The following is a 15208-nucleotide window of genomic DNA, read 5'->3' as shown; positions in this document are numbered from 1 at the left end:
AGGACGTCGCCAAGCAACTAAAACACGAGTCAAATGACTCGTGTTTTTTCGTGTTTCTTTTTATAATTCATAGTAATTCGAAAAATCTTTACTTAAAGAATCGTCCTTTTGATTAAAGACTGGGAAATGTGGCTAGGATAGTGAATAAGCAAAAGAGTTGCAAATTTTTTTAATACGTATATAATTAAAGTCAAAGATAGTCAAAGTCAATAAAGGTGGCGGATAAATGAGAAATATATCTGATATCATTGAGAAATATCTAAAGCAAGTTATTGACTTAAGCAATAATAATGTGATTGAAATCAAGAGGAATGAGATCGCTGATCGATTCGATTGTGTGCCGTCTCAAATCAACTATGTAATCAATACCCGTTTTACGTTGGCAAGAGGATTTGTAGTAGAAAGTAAACGAGGTGGAGGAGGTTACATTCGCATTATAAAAGTCAAATTGCATGATGATATAGACATTATTGATCAAATGCTTCATATGATTGATCATAGTGTCGCGCAAGGAAATGCAGAAAGCATGATTATACGTTTAATAGAAGAAGGTATCATAACAAATCGTGAAGCTAAACTTATGTTAAGCGTACTAGATCGTTCTGTATTATTAATGGATGTTCCTTCTCGAGATGAACTTAGGGCTCGAATATTATGCGCAATGTTAAGAACACTGAAATATAAATAAATATAACTTTTGTTAAGAATGATAACCAAGATAATGCAGTTTAATATTGTAGGAATTTTGAAAGATGACATGTGCTTTTACTAAATGGATTAAGGAAAGAGAACAATCTAGTAATGTATGAAAAGTAGCATGAGATAGATCGTTCCTGTTGTAAAGGTGGGGGATAGCGATGACTTGTCAAAATTGTAATATGAGACCAGCAACTTTACATTATACAAAAGTAATCAACGGAAAAAAGGCGGAAGTTCATCTTTGCGAGCAATGTGCAGAACAAAGTGGCTATACGTCTTTCTTTCAATCACCGCAGTCTAATTTTTCATTCCATGACCTATTAGCCGGATTATTGCATGGTGAACCAGCAATGTCTGAAGAAGGGCAAGATGCATTTTCAAATACAAATATATCAAGATGTCCAAATTGTAAGATGACATATGAACAATTTACAAAAGTGGGACGCTTTGGATGTGCTTCTTGTTACGATACATTTAAGGGGCATTTAAAACCATTGTTAAAACGTCTTCACGGTGGGCATACAGATCATTGTGGAAAAATTCCTGAACGTATAGAAGGAAATATCTACTTAAAGAAAGAATTAGATGAACTAAAACTCAATCTGAAACAATATGTACAGAAAGAGGAATTTGAGAAAGCGGCTGAAGTACGAGATAAAATTCGAGGTCTTGTAAATCAGCTTAGTGAGCATAGAGAGGGGGAATAGTTCTATGTCACTGGACAGAATCATGAATGAAGCGATTAGTCCATGGATGAAGGGGGATGGTCCTGATTCTGATATTGTTTTAAGTAGTCGAATTCGTTTGGCTCGTAATTTTAAAAAATATCAATTCTCTACTATGCAAAACGAGGAAGAAGCTAAGCAGATTCATGAGTTATTTAAGAAGAAGTTTATAAATAAACCTGTAGAACCTTTTGGGGAGTTTGAACTATTAAAAATGAATGAATTAAATCCTCTTCAAAGGAGAGTTTTAGTTGAGAAGCATTTAATTAGTCCAAATCTTGCAGGAACAGAATACGGAGCATGCCTACTATCAGAAAGTGAACATATAAGTATCATGCTTAATGAAGAGGATCATGTTAGGATTCAGTGCCTATTTTCAGGTTTACAGTTATCAGAGGCGCTTCAAAGTGCCAATCAAATAGATAATTGGATCGAGGAACAGGTTGAATATGCTTTTGATGAATCGCTTGGATATATTACGAGTTGCCCCACTAACGTCGGTACAGGATTAAGGGCTTCGGTAATGATTCATTTGCCGGGACTGGTTTTAACGAAAAGAATTAACCGTATTATACAAGTAATTCAAAAATTAGGGTTAGTAGTAAGAGGAATATACGGTGAAGGTAGCGAAGCGTTAGGTAATATATTTCAAGTGTCAAATCAAATGACACTAGGGAAATCAGAAGAAGATATTATTGCAGATTTAAAGAGTGTCATTCAACAAATCATCCATCAAGAAAAAGTGGCTAGAGAATTAATTGTACAAAATTCAAGTATTGAGCTTGAAGATAAAGTATATCGTTCTTACGGAATACTAGCAAACAGTCGTTTAATTCAATCTGCAGAAGCAGCCACTTGCTTATCAGATGTACGACTTGGTATTGACTTAGGGTATATACAAGGTATATCGAGAAATATTTTAACTGAGTTAATGGTTCTTACTCAACCGGGCATTTTGCAACAATATGCAGGAGGAGCTCTAGGACCAGAAGAAAGAGATTATCGAAGAGCAACCTTAATCCGTGAGCGATTACGAATTGAACAAAATTAAGCGCAAGTAGGAGGCGATTTCTATGATGTTTGGAAGATTTACAGAACGAGCACAGAAAGTATTGGCTTTATCTCAAGAGGAAGCAATTCGCATTGGGCATAATAATATTGGAACAGAACATATTTTACTTGGGCTTGTACGCGAAGGTGAAGGAATTGCAGCAAAAGCGTTAATTGCTCTTGGATTAAGTCCAGAGAAAGTTCAAAAAGAGGTAGAAGCATTAATTGGACGTGGAACGGAAGCTTCTCAAACAGTACATTACACACCTCGTGCTAAAAAAGTTATTGAGTTGTCTATGGACGAAGCTCGTAAATTGGGCCATTCCTACGTTGGAACAGAACATATTTTACTTGGTTTAATCCGTGAAGGTGAAGGTGTAGCAGCACGTGTTTTAAATAATTTAGGTGTAAGCCTAAATAAAGCAAGACAACAAGTGTTACAACTCCTTGGAAGTAATGAAGCTAGTTCAGGTCACCAAGGTGGTTCATCAACAAATGCGAATACACCTACACTTGACAGTCTAGCGCGTGATTTAACAGTTGTTGCACGTGAAAATCGTTTAGATCCTGTTATTGGACGTAGTAAAGAAATTCAACGTGTAATTGAAGTGTTAAGCCGTAGAACAAAAAACAATCCAGTATTAATTGGAGAACCTGGTGTAGGTAAGACAGCAATTGCGGAAGGATTAGCACAGCAAATTGTAAATAATGAAGTTCCTGAAACTTTAAGAGATAAGCGTGTTATGACATTAGATATGGGTACAGTTGTTGCTGGAACAAAATATCGTGGTGAATTTGAGGATCGTTTAAAGAAAGTGATGGATGAGATTCGCCAAGCTGGTAACATCATTCTATTTATTGATGAGCTTCATACGTTAATTGGTGCAGGAGGGGCGGAAGGTGCAATTGATGCATCGAATATTTTAAAACCATCTTTAGCACGTGGTGAATTACAATGTATTGGTGCAACAACTTTAGACGAATATCGTAAATATATTGAAAAGGATGCGGCATTAGAAAGACGTTTCCAACCAATTCATGTTGATGAACCAAACTTAGAAGAATCAGTTCAAATTTTAAAAGGTTTACGTGACCGTTATGAGGCGCATCACCGCGTATCTATTACAGATGATGCAATCGATGCGGCTGTAAAACTTTCAGATCGTTACATTACAGACCGTTTTTTACCTGATAAAGCAATCGATTTAATTGATGAGGCCGCATCAAAAGTGCGCTTACGTTCTTATACAACACCGCCAAACTTAAAAGAGCTTGAAGTGAAGCTTGAGGAAATTAGAAAAGAAAAAGATGCAGCTGTGCAAAGCCAAGAATTTGAAAAAGCTGCTTCCTTACGTGATATGGAACAACGTTTACGTGAAAAGTTAGAAGATACAAAGCGTCAGTGGAAAGAGAAACAAGGACAAGAAAACTCAGAAGTAACAGTAGAAGATATTGCAAATGTCGTTTCCACATGGACACGTATTCCAGTTTCTAAACTTGCACAAACAGAGACAGATAAATTATTAAACTTGGAATCAATTTTACATGATCGTTTAATTGGGCAGGATGAAGCAGTTGTAGCTGTGGCAAAAGCTGTTCGTCGTGCGAGAGCGGGATTAAAAGATCCGAAACGTCCAATTGGCTCATTTATTTTCCTAGGACCGACTGGTGTAGGTAAAACAGAACTAGCGAGGGCGTTAGCGGAATCTATGTTCGGTGATGAGGATGCAATGATCCGCATCGATATGTCTGAGTACATGGAAAAGCATTCTACTTCTCGTTTAGTTGGATCTCCTCCAGGATATGTTGGATATGAAGAAGGTGGACAATTAACAGAGAAAGTTCGTCGTAAGCCATATTCAGTTGTCTTATTAGATGAAGTAGAGAAAGCTCATCCTGATGTGTTTAATATTTTACTACAAGTATTAGAAGATGGCCGTTTAACAGATTCTAAAGGACGTACAGTTGATTTCCGTAATACAATTGTTATTATGACGTCTAATGTTGGTGCAGACGCATTAAAACGTAATAAACATCTTGGATTTAACGTACAAGATGAGAGCCGCGATTATTCAGATATGAAAGGTAAAGTAATGGATGAATTGAAAAAAGCATTTCGTCCAGAATTCTTAAACCGTATTGATGAAATTATCGTGTTCCATATGCTTGAGAAAAAACATATTCAAGAAATTGTAACTCTTATGGTGAATCAGTTAGTGAATCGCTTAAAAGAACAAGAGATTGAATTGCACTTAACAGAAGGAGCAATTTCAGCAATTGCTGATAAAGGATTTGATCGAGAGTACGGTGCTCGTCCGCTTCGTAGAGCAATTCAAAAACATGTAGAAGATAGACTATCAGAAGAACTGTTAAAAGGTGCTATTGAGAAAGGGCAAAAAGTTATCTTTGATATAGAAGGAGAATCATTTGTCATTCATAGTGCGGAAAAGGTAAAATAAGTATAGACAAACAAAGAGGGCTACGCGATAGCCCTCTTTCTTGTACGAGAAGGATAAACGTTTGTAGATGAAAGTGAAGTGAACTATAAAAGATATGGCTAAAAAGAAAACAAAATTCACATGTCAAGAGTGTGGTTATCAGTCGCCAAAATATATGGGGAAATGTCCTGGATGTGGTAAATGGAATACGCTTGTTGAAGAGATGGAACCAGTTGTATCATCAAGGCGCCTTAATTATGCCAATGCAATTCAATCAGAAGTAACAAAACCAAGACGCTTAACAGAGGTAGAAACAAAGTCTGAGGCGCGTATTGAAACGAAATTTCAAGAGTTTAACCGTGTACTTGGTGGCGGGATTGTAGATGGATCTTTAGTACTTATTGGTGGAGACCCTGGGATTGGGAAATCAACATTGTTATTACAAATTTCATCGCAATTAGCAGATTCTTCATATGATGTACTATACATATCAGGTGAGGAGTCAGCAAAGCAGATTAAACTTCGTGCAGATCGTTTGCATGTAAAGGGTAGTAATCTATTTGTTGTAGCAGAAACTGATCTACAGCGAATTGCAGCGCACATTGAAGAGATGAATCCAGCTTTTGTTGTTATTGACTCTATTCAAACGATACATTTACCTGAAGTGACGTCAGCCCCAGGAAGTGTAGCGCAAGTACGTGAATGTACAGCGGAATTAATGAAACTTGCAAAAACGAAAGGGATTCCTATTTTTATCGTCGGACATGTGACAAAAGAAGGGGCAATTGCAGGGCCACGTATGCTAGAACATATGGTTGATGCAGTTCTTTACTTTGAAGGAGATCGTCACCATACATATCGTATTTTGCGAGCTGTGAAGAACCGTTTTGGTTCCACAAATGAAATGGGTATCTTTGAAATGAAGGAACTAGGTCTTGCAGAAGTACTAAATCCTTCTGAAATTTTCCTTGAGGAACGTCCAGTTGGAGTTGCAGGATCCACAGTGGTTGCTTCAATGGAAGGAACAAGACCGGTTTTAGTAGAAATACAAGCATTAATCTCCCCTACTAGTTTTGGAAATCCTCGAAGAATGGCGACGGGAATTGATCATAACCGCGTTTCACTTATTATGGCAGTGCTAGAAAAAAGAACAGGTTTATTGTTGCAAAATCAAGACGCGTATTTAAAAGTCGCGGGTGGCTTGAAATTAGATGAACCAGCAATCGATTTAGCTGTTGCCTTAAGTATTGCTTCAAGTTTCAGAGATAAAGCTACTGCACCAACCGATGCGGTAATAGGAGAAGTAGGCCTAACTGGAGAAATAAGAAGAGTATCAAGAATTGAACAACGTGTACAAGAAGCAGCAAAATTAGGATTTCAACGTGCTATTATTCCTAGAAAAAATTTGGGAGGATGGACAATTCCAGATGGGATTGAGGTAGTAGGTGTTTCTAATTTAGGAGAGGCGCTTCGTTTGACATTAGGAGGCTAGGCTATGGAGGAAAACAAGCAACGTGTCAAAAGTATGATTAACATTCTACAGCTCGTTGCCCCAGGAACACCACTACGCGAAGGGATAGATAACGTACTTCGTGCGCAAACTGGAGGGCTAATTGTTCTTGGGTATAATGAGCAGATTAAAAGTATTGTTGATGGAGGATTTCACATTAATTGTGCATTCTCACCGGCTAGTTTATATGAATTAGCAAAAATGGATGGGGCACTTATTTTAAATGAAACTGGGAGCAAAATTTTAATTGCAAATGCACAATTAGTTCCAGATCCATCCATTGATTCTATTGAAACAGGTATGCGTCACCGAACGGCAGAGCGTGTAGCAAAGCAGACGGCTAGCCTTGTTGTGGCTATTTCACAAAGACGTAACGTAATTACACTATATCAAGGGAACTTACGTTATACACTAAAAGATATAGGTGTAATTTTAACAAAGGCAAACCAAGCTATTCAAACGTTAGAAAAATATAAAGCTGTATGGAATGATGGGATTACGAATTTGGGCATTCTAGAATTTGAAGAGGTCGTTACAATGTCCGAGGTAGTTCACGTTTTACATAGTGTTGAAATGGTACTGCGTATTAAAAATGAAATATTGAGCTACATTCATGAGTTAGGAACGGAAGGAAGGTTAATTCGTTTACAACTTACAGAATTACTAGCCGACTTAGAAGCAGAGGCAGCGTTATTAATTAAGGATTATTATCAAGAAAAAACGCAGGATCACCATCAAATTTTGAAAAAGTTACAAGATCTTGCAAATACACAGCTTCTAGAGGATAGTGATTTAGTTAAATTGCTTGGCTATCCAGGGCAAATGAGCTTAGAAGTAAGCGTGACACCGAGGGGATACCGAATCGCAAGCAAAATTTCTCGTGTTCCACCACTTATCATTGAAAATTTAATTAATCGATTTAAAACGTTACAAGGTGTTTGTCGTGCAACTATTAATGAATTGGATGATGTGGAAGGAATTGGGGAAGTTAGGGCGAAGAAAATACGAGAGGGCCTAAAAAGAATTCAAGAGCATCTCTATATGAGTAGACACAATTAAGAATATTACATTGATTCCATAATATAACGACACTAGAACATTTTTGGTATATGATATGGTATATTGGTAAATAAAACTATTTACAAAAAAAACACGTCCGCTTTTGCATTCGGCGTTTTGATTAGCAAAACAATGGTTAATAATGAGTAGGAGGTGGTTGGATGTTAAAAAGGATCGTACAGCTCTTCTTTTTAGTGATCGGGGGAGCGTTAGGGATTTTTCTAATCCCAAAAGTTATTAATGTATTGGACGTCGGTGCTGTTCCTTGGCTTGAGGGATCGTACGTTCGTGCAATTATTGGTGCAATTATTTTATTTTTAACAACATTTTGGCTTGTGGATTATATTGTTCAACTTATTAAACATATCGAAGAAGCCCTTGTAAAGGCACCGGTAGCGGATGTTTTATTTGGTACATTAGGGTTGATCTCTGGTCTTATTGTTGCATATTTAATTTTGATACCAATTCGTGAATTCACGATTCCAGTCATTAGTACAGTATTACAAGTGTTCTTTACTCTTTTACTTGGTTATTTAGGATTCCAAGTAGGATTTAAAAAGAGAAATGAATTGCTAGGATTATTTACATTACCCCAGCGCGGAGGTAAGAAGAAAAACAATAGCGAGAACGAAGAGGTAGAGGTAGAAAAATCTACAACTCATTGGAAAATTCTCGATACAAGTGTAATTATTGATGGACGTATTGCGGATATTTGCCAAACGAAGTTTTTAGAAGGAACAATTGTGATTCCACAATTCGTATTAGAAGAGCTTCAGCATATTGCCGATTCTTCTGATGCTTTAAAGCGTAATCGTGGTCGCAGAGGATTAGACATTTTAAATCGTATTCAAAAAGAGCTACCAATTCCGGTGGAAATTTATGAAGGCGATTTCGAGGATATCCAAGAAGTGGATAGCAAGCTTGTAAAGTTAGCGAAAATCACTGGTGGAACTGTTGTAACAAATGATTTCAACTTAAACAAAGTATCTGAATTACAAGGAGTAACAGTGTTAAACATTAACGATTTAGCAAATGCAATTAAACCAGTCGTACTCCCTGGCGAAGAATTAAGTGTTTATGTTGTAAAAGATGGTAAAGAGCAAAATCAAGGTGTTGCATACTTAGATGATGGTACGATGATTGTAGTAGAAGACGGTAGAGAATTTGTCGGTTCGCAACTTAATGTACTAGTTACAAGTGTGTTGCAAACATCGGCTGGTCGTATGATTTTCGCAAAACGTAAATTATTAGAAAAAGCATTATAAGTAGAGGATTATTAATATGTATACGTTAATTATTCCGGCAGCGGGTCAAGGAAAACGGATGGGTGCTGGCAAAAACAAGTTGTTCTTACTTATAAATGGAGTACCTATCATTGTGCATACATTACGTGCTTTTGAAAAAGATAAAGCATGTAAACGCATTATCATGGCAATTAACGAAGAGGAACGCCCTTATTTTGAGGAGTTAATGCAGAAGTATCCGGTTGAAAAGCAGGTGCAATTTATTCAAGGCGGGGCCGAAAGACAAGATAGTGTGTATAATGCGCTTCAGTATGTGAGTGGTGTTGAGTATGTTCTCGTACACGATGGTGCGCGCCCGTTCGTAACGAATAAGATGATGCAAGATGTATTAACTGCAGCAGAGAAATATGGTGCTTCCATTTGTGCGGTGCCAGTGAAGGACACCATTAAGAAAGTAGAACAGGGTGTTGTTGTTGAAACGGTAGAACGTTCTCAGCTTAAAGCGGTTCAAACACCACAAGGATTTTCTGTTCCTCTTTTATTAGAAGCTCATAGAAGTGCAAAGCAAAGTTGTTTTCTTGGTACAGATGATGCAAGTCTCGTAGAACGTGTCGGGAAGCAAGTAGGCGTAGTAGAGGGGAGTTACTATAATATCAAGGTGACGACTCCAGAGGATTTACTAATTGCTGAAAGCTTCCTTCATGTTCAGAAGAAATAGAAGTGATGGTATTATAGTAAAGAAAAGCTCGGCCGTTGCCGGGCTTTTCTTTATAGAGATAGCAATATAATATAGAATTCATAAAGTAGTTTAGATTGAGGAGGATGTAAAGAATGTTTCGAATTGGACAAGGTTTTGATGTGCATGAATTTGCGGAAGGTAGACCGTTAATTATCGGCGGAATTACAATTCCTCATGAAAAAGGGTTAATCGGTCACTCGGATGCAGATGTATTGTTACATACGATTGCTGACGCATGTCTAGGAGCAATTGCAGCAGGAGATATTGGAAAACATTTTCCTGATACAGATCCTGCCTTTAAAGATGCGGATTCAGCTGTGTTGTTACAAAAGGTTTGGGAATTTGTGCGTGAACAAGGTTATGAACTAGGGAACCTAGATTGTACAATTATTGCCCAAAAGCCAAAAATGGCACCGCATATTGAAAGCATGCGTAAACGCATTAGTGAACTATTAGAAACGTCTATTGATAATATTAATGTAAAGGCAACAACAACAGAAAAATTAGGATTTACAGGTAGAGAAGAAGGGATTGCTTCTCAAGCGGTTGTTTTATTACAGAAAAAATAGTGGTTTTTAATTCGTAAGATGGATAATCACGTTTTTTTGGTGTACAATTATAGAATGTGTTGACATTAAGATTGGAAGGTGTACCAATTATGGAAAAGCAAGTGAGAGTGCGCTATGCGCCAAGTCCAACAGGACACTTACATATCGGAAATGCGCGTACGGCATTATTTAATTATTTATTTGCTCGTCATCAAGATGGTAAGTTTATTATTCGTATTGAAGATACTGATGTGAAACGTAATGTTGCTGGTGGAGAAGAAAGCCAATTAAAATACTTGAAATGGCTCGGTATGGACTGGGATGAGGGTGTTGATGTTGGTGGTGAATTTGGACCATATCGTCAAACAGAGCGTTTAGATATTTATAAAAAATTATATGAAGATTTATTAGAGCGTGATTTAGCTTACAAATGTTATATGACAGAAGAAGAGCTAGAGGCAGAGCGTGAAGGTCAAATCGCTCGTGGTGAAACACCGCGTTATGCAGGAAACCACCGTGATTTAACTGAGGAGCAAATTAAAGGTTTTGAGGCTGAAGGCCGTATTCCAAGTATTCGCTTCCGTGTGCCGGCTGATAGCGACTACACGTTTAAAGATATCGTAAAAGATGAAGTTGCATTCCATTCAAATGATTTTGGTGATTTCGTTATTGTGAAAAAAGATGGAATTCCAACTTATAACTTTGCGGTAGCGGTAGATGATCACTTAATGGAGATTACACACGTACTTCGTGGTGATGATCATATTTCAAACACGCCAAAACAAATGATGATTTATGAAGCTTTCGGTTGGGATATTCCGAAGTTCGGTCATATGACTTTAATTGTAAACGAAAGCCGTAAAAAGCTAAGTAAGCGTGACGAATCTATTATTCAATTTATTGAGCAATATAAAGAGCTTGGATATCTTCCAGAAGCAATCTTTAACTTTATTGCATTACTAGGTTGGTCACCAGTAGGTGAAGAAGAAATCTTCTCTCAAGATGAGTTTATCAAAATGTTTGATGCAGCTCGTTTATCAAAATCACCTGCATTATTTGATTCTCAAAAACTAAAATGGATGAACAACCAATATATGAAAAAACAAGATTTAGATACGGTTGTTGAACTAAGCTTACCGCATTTAGTGAAAGCGGGTCGCGTAGGCGAAAACTTAAGTGAGCAAGAACAAGCGTGGGTTCGTGATGTAATTGCTTTATATCATGACCAAATGAGCTTTGGAGCTGAAATTGTAGAGCTTTCTGAAATGTTCTTTAAAGATCATGTTGATCATGAAGAAGAGGGACAAGAAGTATTGAAGGGTGAACAAGTACCTGAAGTACTTCGTACATTTGCCGATCAATTAGAAGCTTTAGAGGCAATGGAGCCAGCGGCAGTTAAGGCGGCTATTAAAGCAGTTCAAAAGGAAACAGGACATAAAGGTAAAAACCTATTTATGCCAATCCGTGTTGCTACTACTGGACAAACACATGGTCCAGAGCTTCCTAACGCTATTGCTCTTCTTGGAAAAGAAAAAGTTTTAAATCGTATTCAAAAAGTAATTGGTTAACATTTTCTAGGTTTAGCAATATAATAAGTATACCTAAAATCTAATAAGGAAAAGCGACGAGAAGGAGAAGTAGAAAATCAGGCTTTTTACAGAGAGAACCACCCTTAGGCTGGAAGTGGTTTATAAGCGGATTTTTGAAATGCCCCTTCGAGTCTTCTGTTGAACAGCGAAGTATTTCGCGGAACGTCTTAGGGCGCAAAGTAAACAGAAGCGGTGTAAACCGTTATCATGGATGAGTTTGAGGCTTCTTTAGCCTAAACAGAGTGGAACCGCGCTTAAAAGGCGTCTCTGTCTATATGACAGAGGCGTCTTTTTTTTATACCATGTAAATGGGTGTGAGTATAAGTTTTATCCCCTTGTATAAAGATTCAGGGGGAGTTAGGGGAGTTAGTTCACTCGAAAAAAGCAGCCCATAAAGGGGAGGGAACATCGATGTTTAAGAGGCTTCGGGAAGATATTGAAGTCGTTTTTGAACAGGATCCAGCGGCACGAAGTTATTTCGAAGTCATTTTAACTTACTCTGGATTACATGCAGTTTGGGGCCATCGAATTGCACATGCTTTTTATAAAAGGAATTTTTTCTTTATGGCACGTTGGATTTCGCAAGTTAGTCGTTTTTTTACTGGCATTGAGATTCATCCAGGAGCAACTATTGGTCGTCGTTTTTTCATTGATCATGGAATGGGGGTTGTAATTGGCGAAACGTGTGAAATTGGCGAAAACGTAACAATTTATCAAGGTGTCACATTAGGTGGTACAGGTAAAGAAAAAGGAAAGAGGCACCCTACAATTCAGGATAATGTATTAATTGCAACAGGTGCTAAAGTACTAGGTTCTATTACTGTTGGAGAGAATTCTAAAATTGGAGCAGGATCTGTCGTGTTGAAGGAAGTTCCTGCACATTCTACAGTTGTAGGTATACCTGGCCGAGTCGTTATTCAAAATGGAGTAAAGATTGGTCAAGAATTAAATCATTCTGATCTTCCGGATCCGATTTTTGATAAATTAAAGGTTATGGAAGCAGAACTTGATAAATTGAGAAAGCAACTCGAAGTAAAGGTAGAAAGGAAGGATAAAAATGACTATTCACATTTATAATACGTTAACGCGTCAAAAAGAAGAGTTTATGCCATTAGAAGAAAATAAGGTGAAGATGTATGTGTGCGGACCTACAGTGTATAACTACATTCACATTGGGAATGCAAGACCACCTATGGTATTTGATACAGTACGCCGTTACTTAGAATATAAAGGATATGATGTGCAGTATGTATCTAACTTTACTGACGTGGATGATAAATTAATTAAGGCGGCAAATGAGTTAGGTGAAGATGTGCCAACAATTGCAGATCGTTTTGTTGAAGCTTACTTTGAAGATGTAACGGCACTAGGTTGCAAGCACGCAACGGTTCATCCGCGTGTAACGGAAAATATGGATATCATTATTGAATTTATTCAAGAACTTGTGAATAAAGGGTATGCATATGAATCAGAAGGTGATGTGTACTTTAAAACGAAAGAATTCGAAGGTTACGGTAAATTATCACATCAACCAATTGCAGACTTACGTCACGGTGCACGTATTGAAGTAGGAGAAAAGAAACAAGACCCTCTTGACTTTGCTTTATGGAAAGCTGCGAAAGAAGGAGAAATCTTCTGGGAAAGCCCTTGGGGGAAAGGACGCCCAGGGTGGCATATTGAATGCTCAGCAATGGCGCGTAAATATTTAGGGGATACAATTGATATTCATGCTGGTGGTCAAGATTTAGCATTTCCTCATCATGAAAATGAAATTGCGCAGTCTGAGGCGTTGACAGGAAAAACATTTGCACGTTATTGGATGCATAATGGATATATTAATATTAATAACGAGAAGATGTCGAAGTCGCTTGGAAACTTCATTTTAGTTCATGATATCATCAAACAATATGATCCGCAGTTAATCAGGTTCTTTATGCTATCGGTACATTACCGTCACCCAATTAACTTTAGCGAAGATTTATTGCAAAGTACGAATAATGGACTAGAAAGAATTAAAACAGCTTACGGTAACTTAAAGCATCGTATGGAAAGTAGTACGGATTTAACGGACCATAATGAAAAATGGTTAGCTGAAATGGAAAAGTTCCAAGTTGCATTTGAAGAAGCGATGGATGATGATTTCAATACGGCTAATGCGATTACTGAATTATATAACGTAGCAAATCACGCAAATCAATATTTGTTAGAAGAACATACTTCTAAAGTTGTAATTGAAGCGTATGTAAAACAACTTGAAACATTATTTAGTATTTTAGGATTGGAATTAGCGCAAGAAGAGTTGCTTGATGAAGAAATTGAAGCACTAATCCAAAAGCGTATTGAAGCTCGTCAAAATCGTGACTTCGCATTATCTGATCAAATTCGCGATGATTTAAAAGGACGTAATATTATTTTAGAAGATACCGCTCAAGGTACAAGATGGAAAAGAGGATAAGAATGATTGATGCAAAGCAATTGAACAGCTTAGCGTTAGCATATATGGGTGATGCGGTATATGAACAATATATCCGCTATCACCTCCTTCAAAAAGGGAAAGTTCGCCCTAATCAATTACATCGCTTAGGGACGGGCTTTGTTTCGGCAAAAGCACAGGCGAAAGTTGTTTATCATTTATTAGAGACGGCATTTTTGACAGAAGAGGAAGAGGCGGTATTAAGAAGAGGGCGTAATGCAAATTCGGGTACTGTTCCGAAAAATACAGATGTACAAACATATCGATACAGTACAGCCTTTGAAGCGCTAATCGGTTATCATCACTTGTTGAATAATCGTGAAAGATTGGACGAGATTGTATATAAGGCGATTGACGTTTTGGAAGAAAAGGAAGGGAGCACATCATCATGAGTAGTGAATATATTATCGGACGTAACCCTGTAATTGAAGCTTTAAGAGCGGGGCGAGATATTAATAAAATTTTGGTAGCGGAAGGTGCTGCCAAAGGACAAGTGCAGATTGTACTAGCATTAGCAAAAGAGAATAAGGTTATTTTGCAACACGCACCAAAGAAGAAGTTAGATCAATTGGTTGAGGGAAATCATCAAGGTGTAATTGCTCAAGTAGCTGCATATCAATATGCTGAGTTAGAGGATTTGTTTAAATTAGCAGAAAAACGTAATGAAGATCCGTTCTTCTTAATTTTAGATGAAATTGAAGACCCGCATAACTTAGGTTCTATTATGCGTACCGCGGATGCAACAGGGGCTCATGGGGTTATTATTCCGAAAAGAAGAGCGGTGGGACTTACAGCGTCAGTTGCGAAAGCGTCGACTGGGGCAATTGAATATATTCCTGTTGCACGTGTAACAAATTTATCGCGTACAATTGATGAATTAAAAGAACGTGGGCTTTGGATTGCTGGTACAGATGCCAAAGGGAAAACAGATTACCGTAATTTAGATGGTAATATGCCAATCGGACTAGTAATTGGTAGTGAAGGAAAAGGTATGAGTCGTATTATTGGTGAAAAGTGTGATTTCCTAATAACTTTACCGATGGTCGGTAAAGTTACATCCTTAAATGCTTCAGTAGCCGCAAGTTTGTTAATGTATGAGGTATATCGTAAACGTCACGAAATTGGTAAATAAAA

Annotated in this window: 14 protein-coding genes and 1 other annotated feature; all 14 genes read left to right on the top strand. The window is 37.5% G+C overall.

Annotation, left to right across the window (positions count from 1 at the left end):
• Nucleotides 1–226 precede the first annotated feature (226 nt).
• The 14 genes from ctsR to rlmB all read left to right on the top strand — a co-directional run bounded on the left by ctsR (nucleotide 227) and on the right by rlmB (nucleotide 15206).
• On the top strand, nucleotides 227–688 hold the full coding sequence (ctsR, locus tag V7038_RS17060; protein ID WP_002113288.1) for a transcriptional regulator CtsR: 462 nt from the start codon (nucleotides 227–229) through the stop codon (nucleotides 686–688).
• Between the two features lie 169 nt (nucleotides 689–857).
• Nucleotides 858–1406 carry a UvrB/UvrC motif-containing protein gene (locus V7038_RS17055; RefSeq protein ID WP_335471042.1) on the top strand — a complete coding sequence of 183 codons (549 nt, stop codon included), beginning with the start codon at nucleotides 858–860 and terminating at the stop codon, nucleotides 1404–1406.
• A 4-nt stretch (nucleotides 1407–1410) separates the two neighbouring features.
• Complete coding sequence (locus V7038_RS17050) at nucleotides 1411–2475, top strand: protein arginine kinase (protein WP_002113291.1); 1065 nt, start codon at nucleotides 1411–1413, stop codon at nucleotides 2473–2475.
• A gap of 22 nt (nucleotides 2476–2497) precedes the next feature.
• The gene (clpC, locus tag V7038_RS17045) at nucleotides 2498–4933 is read left to right on the top strand and encodes an ATP-dependent protease ATP-binding subunit ClpC (RefSeq protein ID WP_002063405.1); all 2436 of its coding nucleotides are present in this window, start codon (nucleotides 2498–2500) and stop codon (nucleotides 4931–4933) included.
• 94 nt (nucleotides 4934–5027) lie between these two features.
• On the top strand, nucleotides 5028–6404 hold the full coding sequence (gene radA / locus V7038_RS17040) for a DNA repair protein RadA (RefSeq protein WP_002113294.1): 1377 nt from the start codon (nucleotides 5028–5030) through the stop codon (nucleotides 6402–6404).
• Between the two features lie 3 nt (nucleotides 6405–6407).
• Complete coding sequence (gene disA, locus V7038_RS17035) at nucleotides 6408–7481, top strand: DNA integrity scanning diadenylate cyclase DisA (RefSeq protein WP_002113295.1); 1074 nt, start codon at nucleotides 6408–6410, stop codon at nucleotides 7479–7481.
• 161 nt (nucleotides 7482–7642) lie between these two features.
• Complete coding sequence (locus tag V7038_RS17030; protein WP_002113296.1) at nucleotides 7643–8746, top strand: PIN/TRAM domain-containing protein; 1104 nt, start codon at nucleotides 7643–7645, stop codon at nucleotides 8744–8746.
• Between the two features lie 16 nt (nucleotides 8747–8762).
• A complete protein-coding gene (gene ispD, locus V7038_RS17025; RefSeq protein WP_002113297.1) occupies nucleotides 8763–9443 on the top strand; it encodes a 2-C-methyl-D-erythritol 4-phosphate cytidylyltransferase in 681 nt (226 codons plus the stop codon).
• A gap of 113 nt (nucleotides 9444–9556) precedes the next feature.
• Nucleotides 9557–10033, top strand: coding sequence for a 2-C-methyl-D-erythritol 2,4-cyclodiphosphate synthase (gene ispF, locus V7038_RS17020; protein ID WP_000488386.1), 477 nt, complete (start codon nucleotides 9557–9559; stop codon nucleotides 10031–10033).
• A gap of 89 nt (nucleotides 10034–10122) precedes the next feature.
• Nucleotides 10123–11580 carry a glutamate--tRNA ligase gene (gene gltX / locus V7038_RS17015; RefSeq protein WP_002113298.1) on the top strand — a complete coding sequence of 486 codons (1458 nt, stop codon included), beginning with the start codon at nucleotides 10123–10125 and terminating at the stop codon, nucleotides 11578–11580.
• A gap of 47 nt (nucleotides 11581–11627) precedes the next feature.
• Nucleotides 11628–11873: a binding site (T-box leader), on the top strand.
• A 139-nt stretch (nucleotides 11874–12012) separates the two neighbouring features.
• Nucleotides 12013–12678: a serine O-acetyltransferase gene (cysE, locus tag V7038_RS17010; protein WP_016103297.1), complete on the top strand. Its 666-nt coding sequence runs from the start codon at nucleotides 12013–12015 to the stop codon at nucleotides 12676–12678.
• A complete protein-coding gene (cysS, locus tag V7038_RS17005; RefSeq protein WP_002091500.1) occupies nucleotides 12659–14056 on the top strand; it encodes a cysteine--tRNA ligase in 1398 nt (465 codons plus the stop codon). The genes cysE and cysS overlap by 20 nt, the downstream gene beginning before the upstream one ends.
• Before the next feature lie 2 nt (nucleotides 14057–14058).
• Complete coding sequence (locus V7038_RS17000; RefSeq protein ID WP_002113302.1) at nucleotides 14059–14466, top strand: Mini-ribonuclease 3; 408 nt, start codon at nucleotides 14059–14061, stop codon at nucleotides 14464–14466.
• The gene (rlmB, locus tag V7038_RS16995) at nucleotides 14463–15206 is read left to right on the top strand and encodes a 23S rRNA (guanosine(2251)-2'-O)-methyltransferase RlmB (protein ID WP_002091503.1); all 744 of its coding nucleotides are present in this window, start codon (nucleotides 14463–14465) and stop codon (nucleotides 15204–15206) included. Before V7038_RS17000 ends, rlmB begins: the two co-directional genes overlap by 4 nt.
• Nucleotides 15207–15208 lie beyond the last annotated feature (2 nt).

Origin of the sequence: Bacillus sp. JJ783, assembly GCF_036963225.1 — a bacterium.
Lineage (GTDB): Bacteria > Bacillota > Bacilli > Bacillales > Bacillaceae_G > Bacillus_A > Bacillus_A cereus_U.
The sequence above is the reverse complement of the archived record's forward strand: the minus strand, read 5'-3'. Positions and strand labels throughout refer to the sequence as shown.

Coding starts and splice junctions, on each gene's coding strand:
- ctsR (WP_002113288.1), top strand. CDS start 227: ATGAGAAATATATCTGATATCATTGAGAAATATCTAAAGCAAGTTATT.
- V7038_RS17055 (WP_335471042.1), top strand. CDS start 858: ATGACTTGTCAAAATTGTAATATGAGACCAGCAACTTTACATTATACA.
- V7038_RS17050 (WP_002113291.1), top strand. CDS start 1,411: ATGTCACTGGACAGAATCATGAATGAAGCGATTAGTCCATGGATGAAG.
- clpC (WP_002063405.1), top strand. CDS start 2,498: ATGATGTTTGGAAGATTTACAGAACGAGCACAGAAAGTATTGGCTTTA.
- radA (WP_002113294.1), top strand. CDS start 5,028: ATGGCTAAAAAGAAAACAAAATTCACATGTCAAGAGTGTGGTTATCAG.
- disA (WP_002113295.1), top strand. CDS start 6,408: ATGGAGGAAAACAAGCAACGTGTCAAAAGTATGATTAACATTCTACAG.
- V7038_RS17030 (WP_002113296.1), top strand. CDS start 7,643: ATGTTAAAAAGGATCGTACAGCTCTTCTTTTTAGTGATCGGGGGAGCG.
- ispD (WP_002113297.1), top strand. CDS start 8,763: ATGTATACGTTAATTATTCCGGCAGCGGGTCAAGGAAAACGGATGGGT.
- ispF (WP_000488386.1), top strand. CDS start 9,557: ATGTTTCGAATTGGACAAGGTTTTGATGTGCATGAATTTGCGGAAGGT.
- gltX (WP_002113298.1), top strand. CDS start 10,123: ATGGAAAAGCAAGTGAGAGTGCGCTATGCGCCAAGTCCAACAGGACAC.
- cysE (WP_016103297.1), top strand. CDS start 12,013: ATGTTTAAGAGGCTTCGGGAAGATATTGAAGTCGTTTTTGAACAGGAT.
- cysS (WP_002091500.1), top strand. CDS start 12,659: ATGACTATTCACATTTATAATACGTTAACGCGTCAAAAAGAAGAGTTT.
- V7038_RS17000 (WP_002113302.1), top strand. CDS start 14,059: ATGATTGATGCAAAGCAATTGAACAGCTTAGCGTTAGCATATATGGGT.
- rlmB (WP_002091503.1), top strand. CDS start 14,463: ATGAGTAGTGAATATATTATCGGACGTAACCCTGTAATTGAAGCTTTA.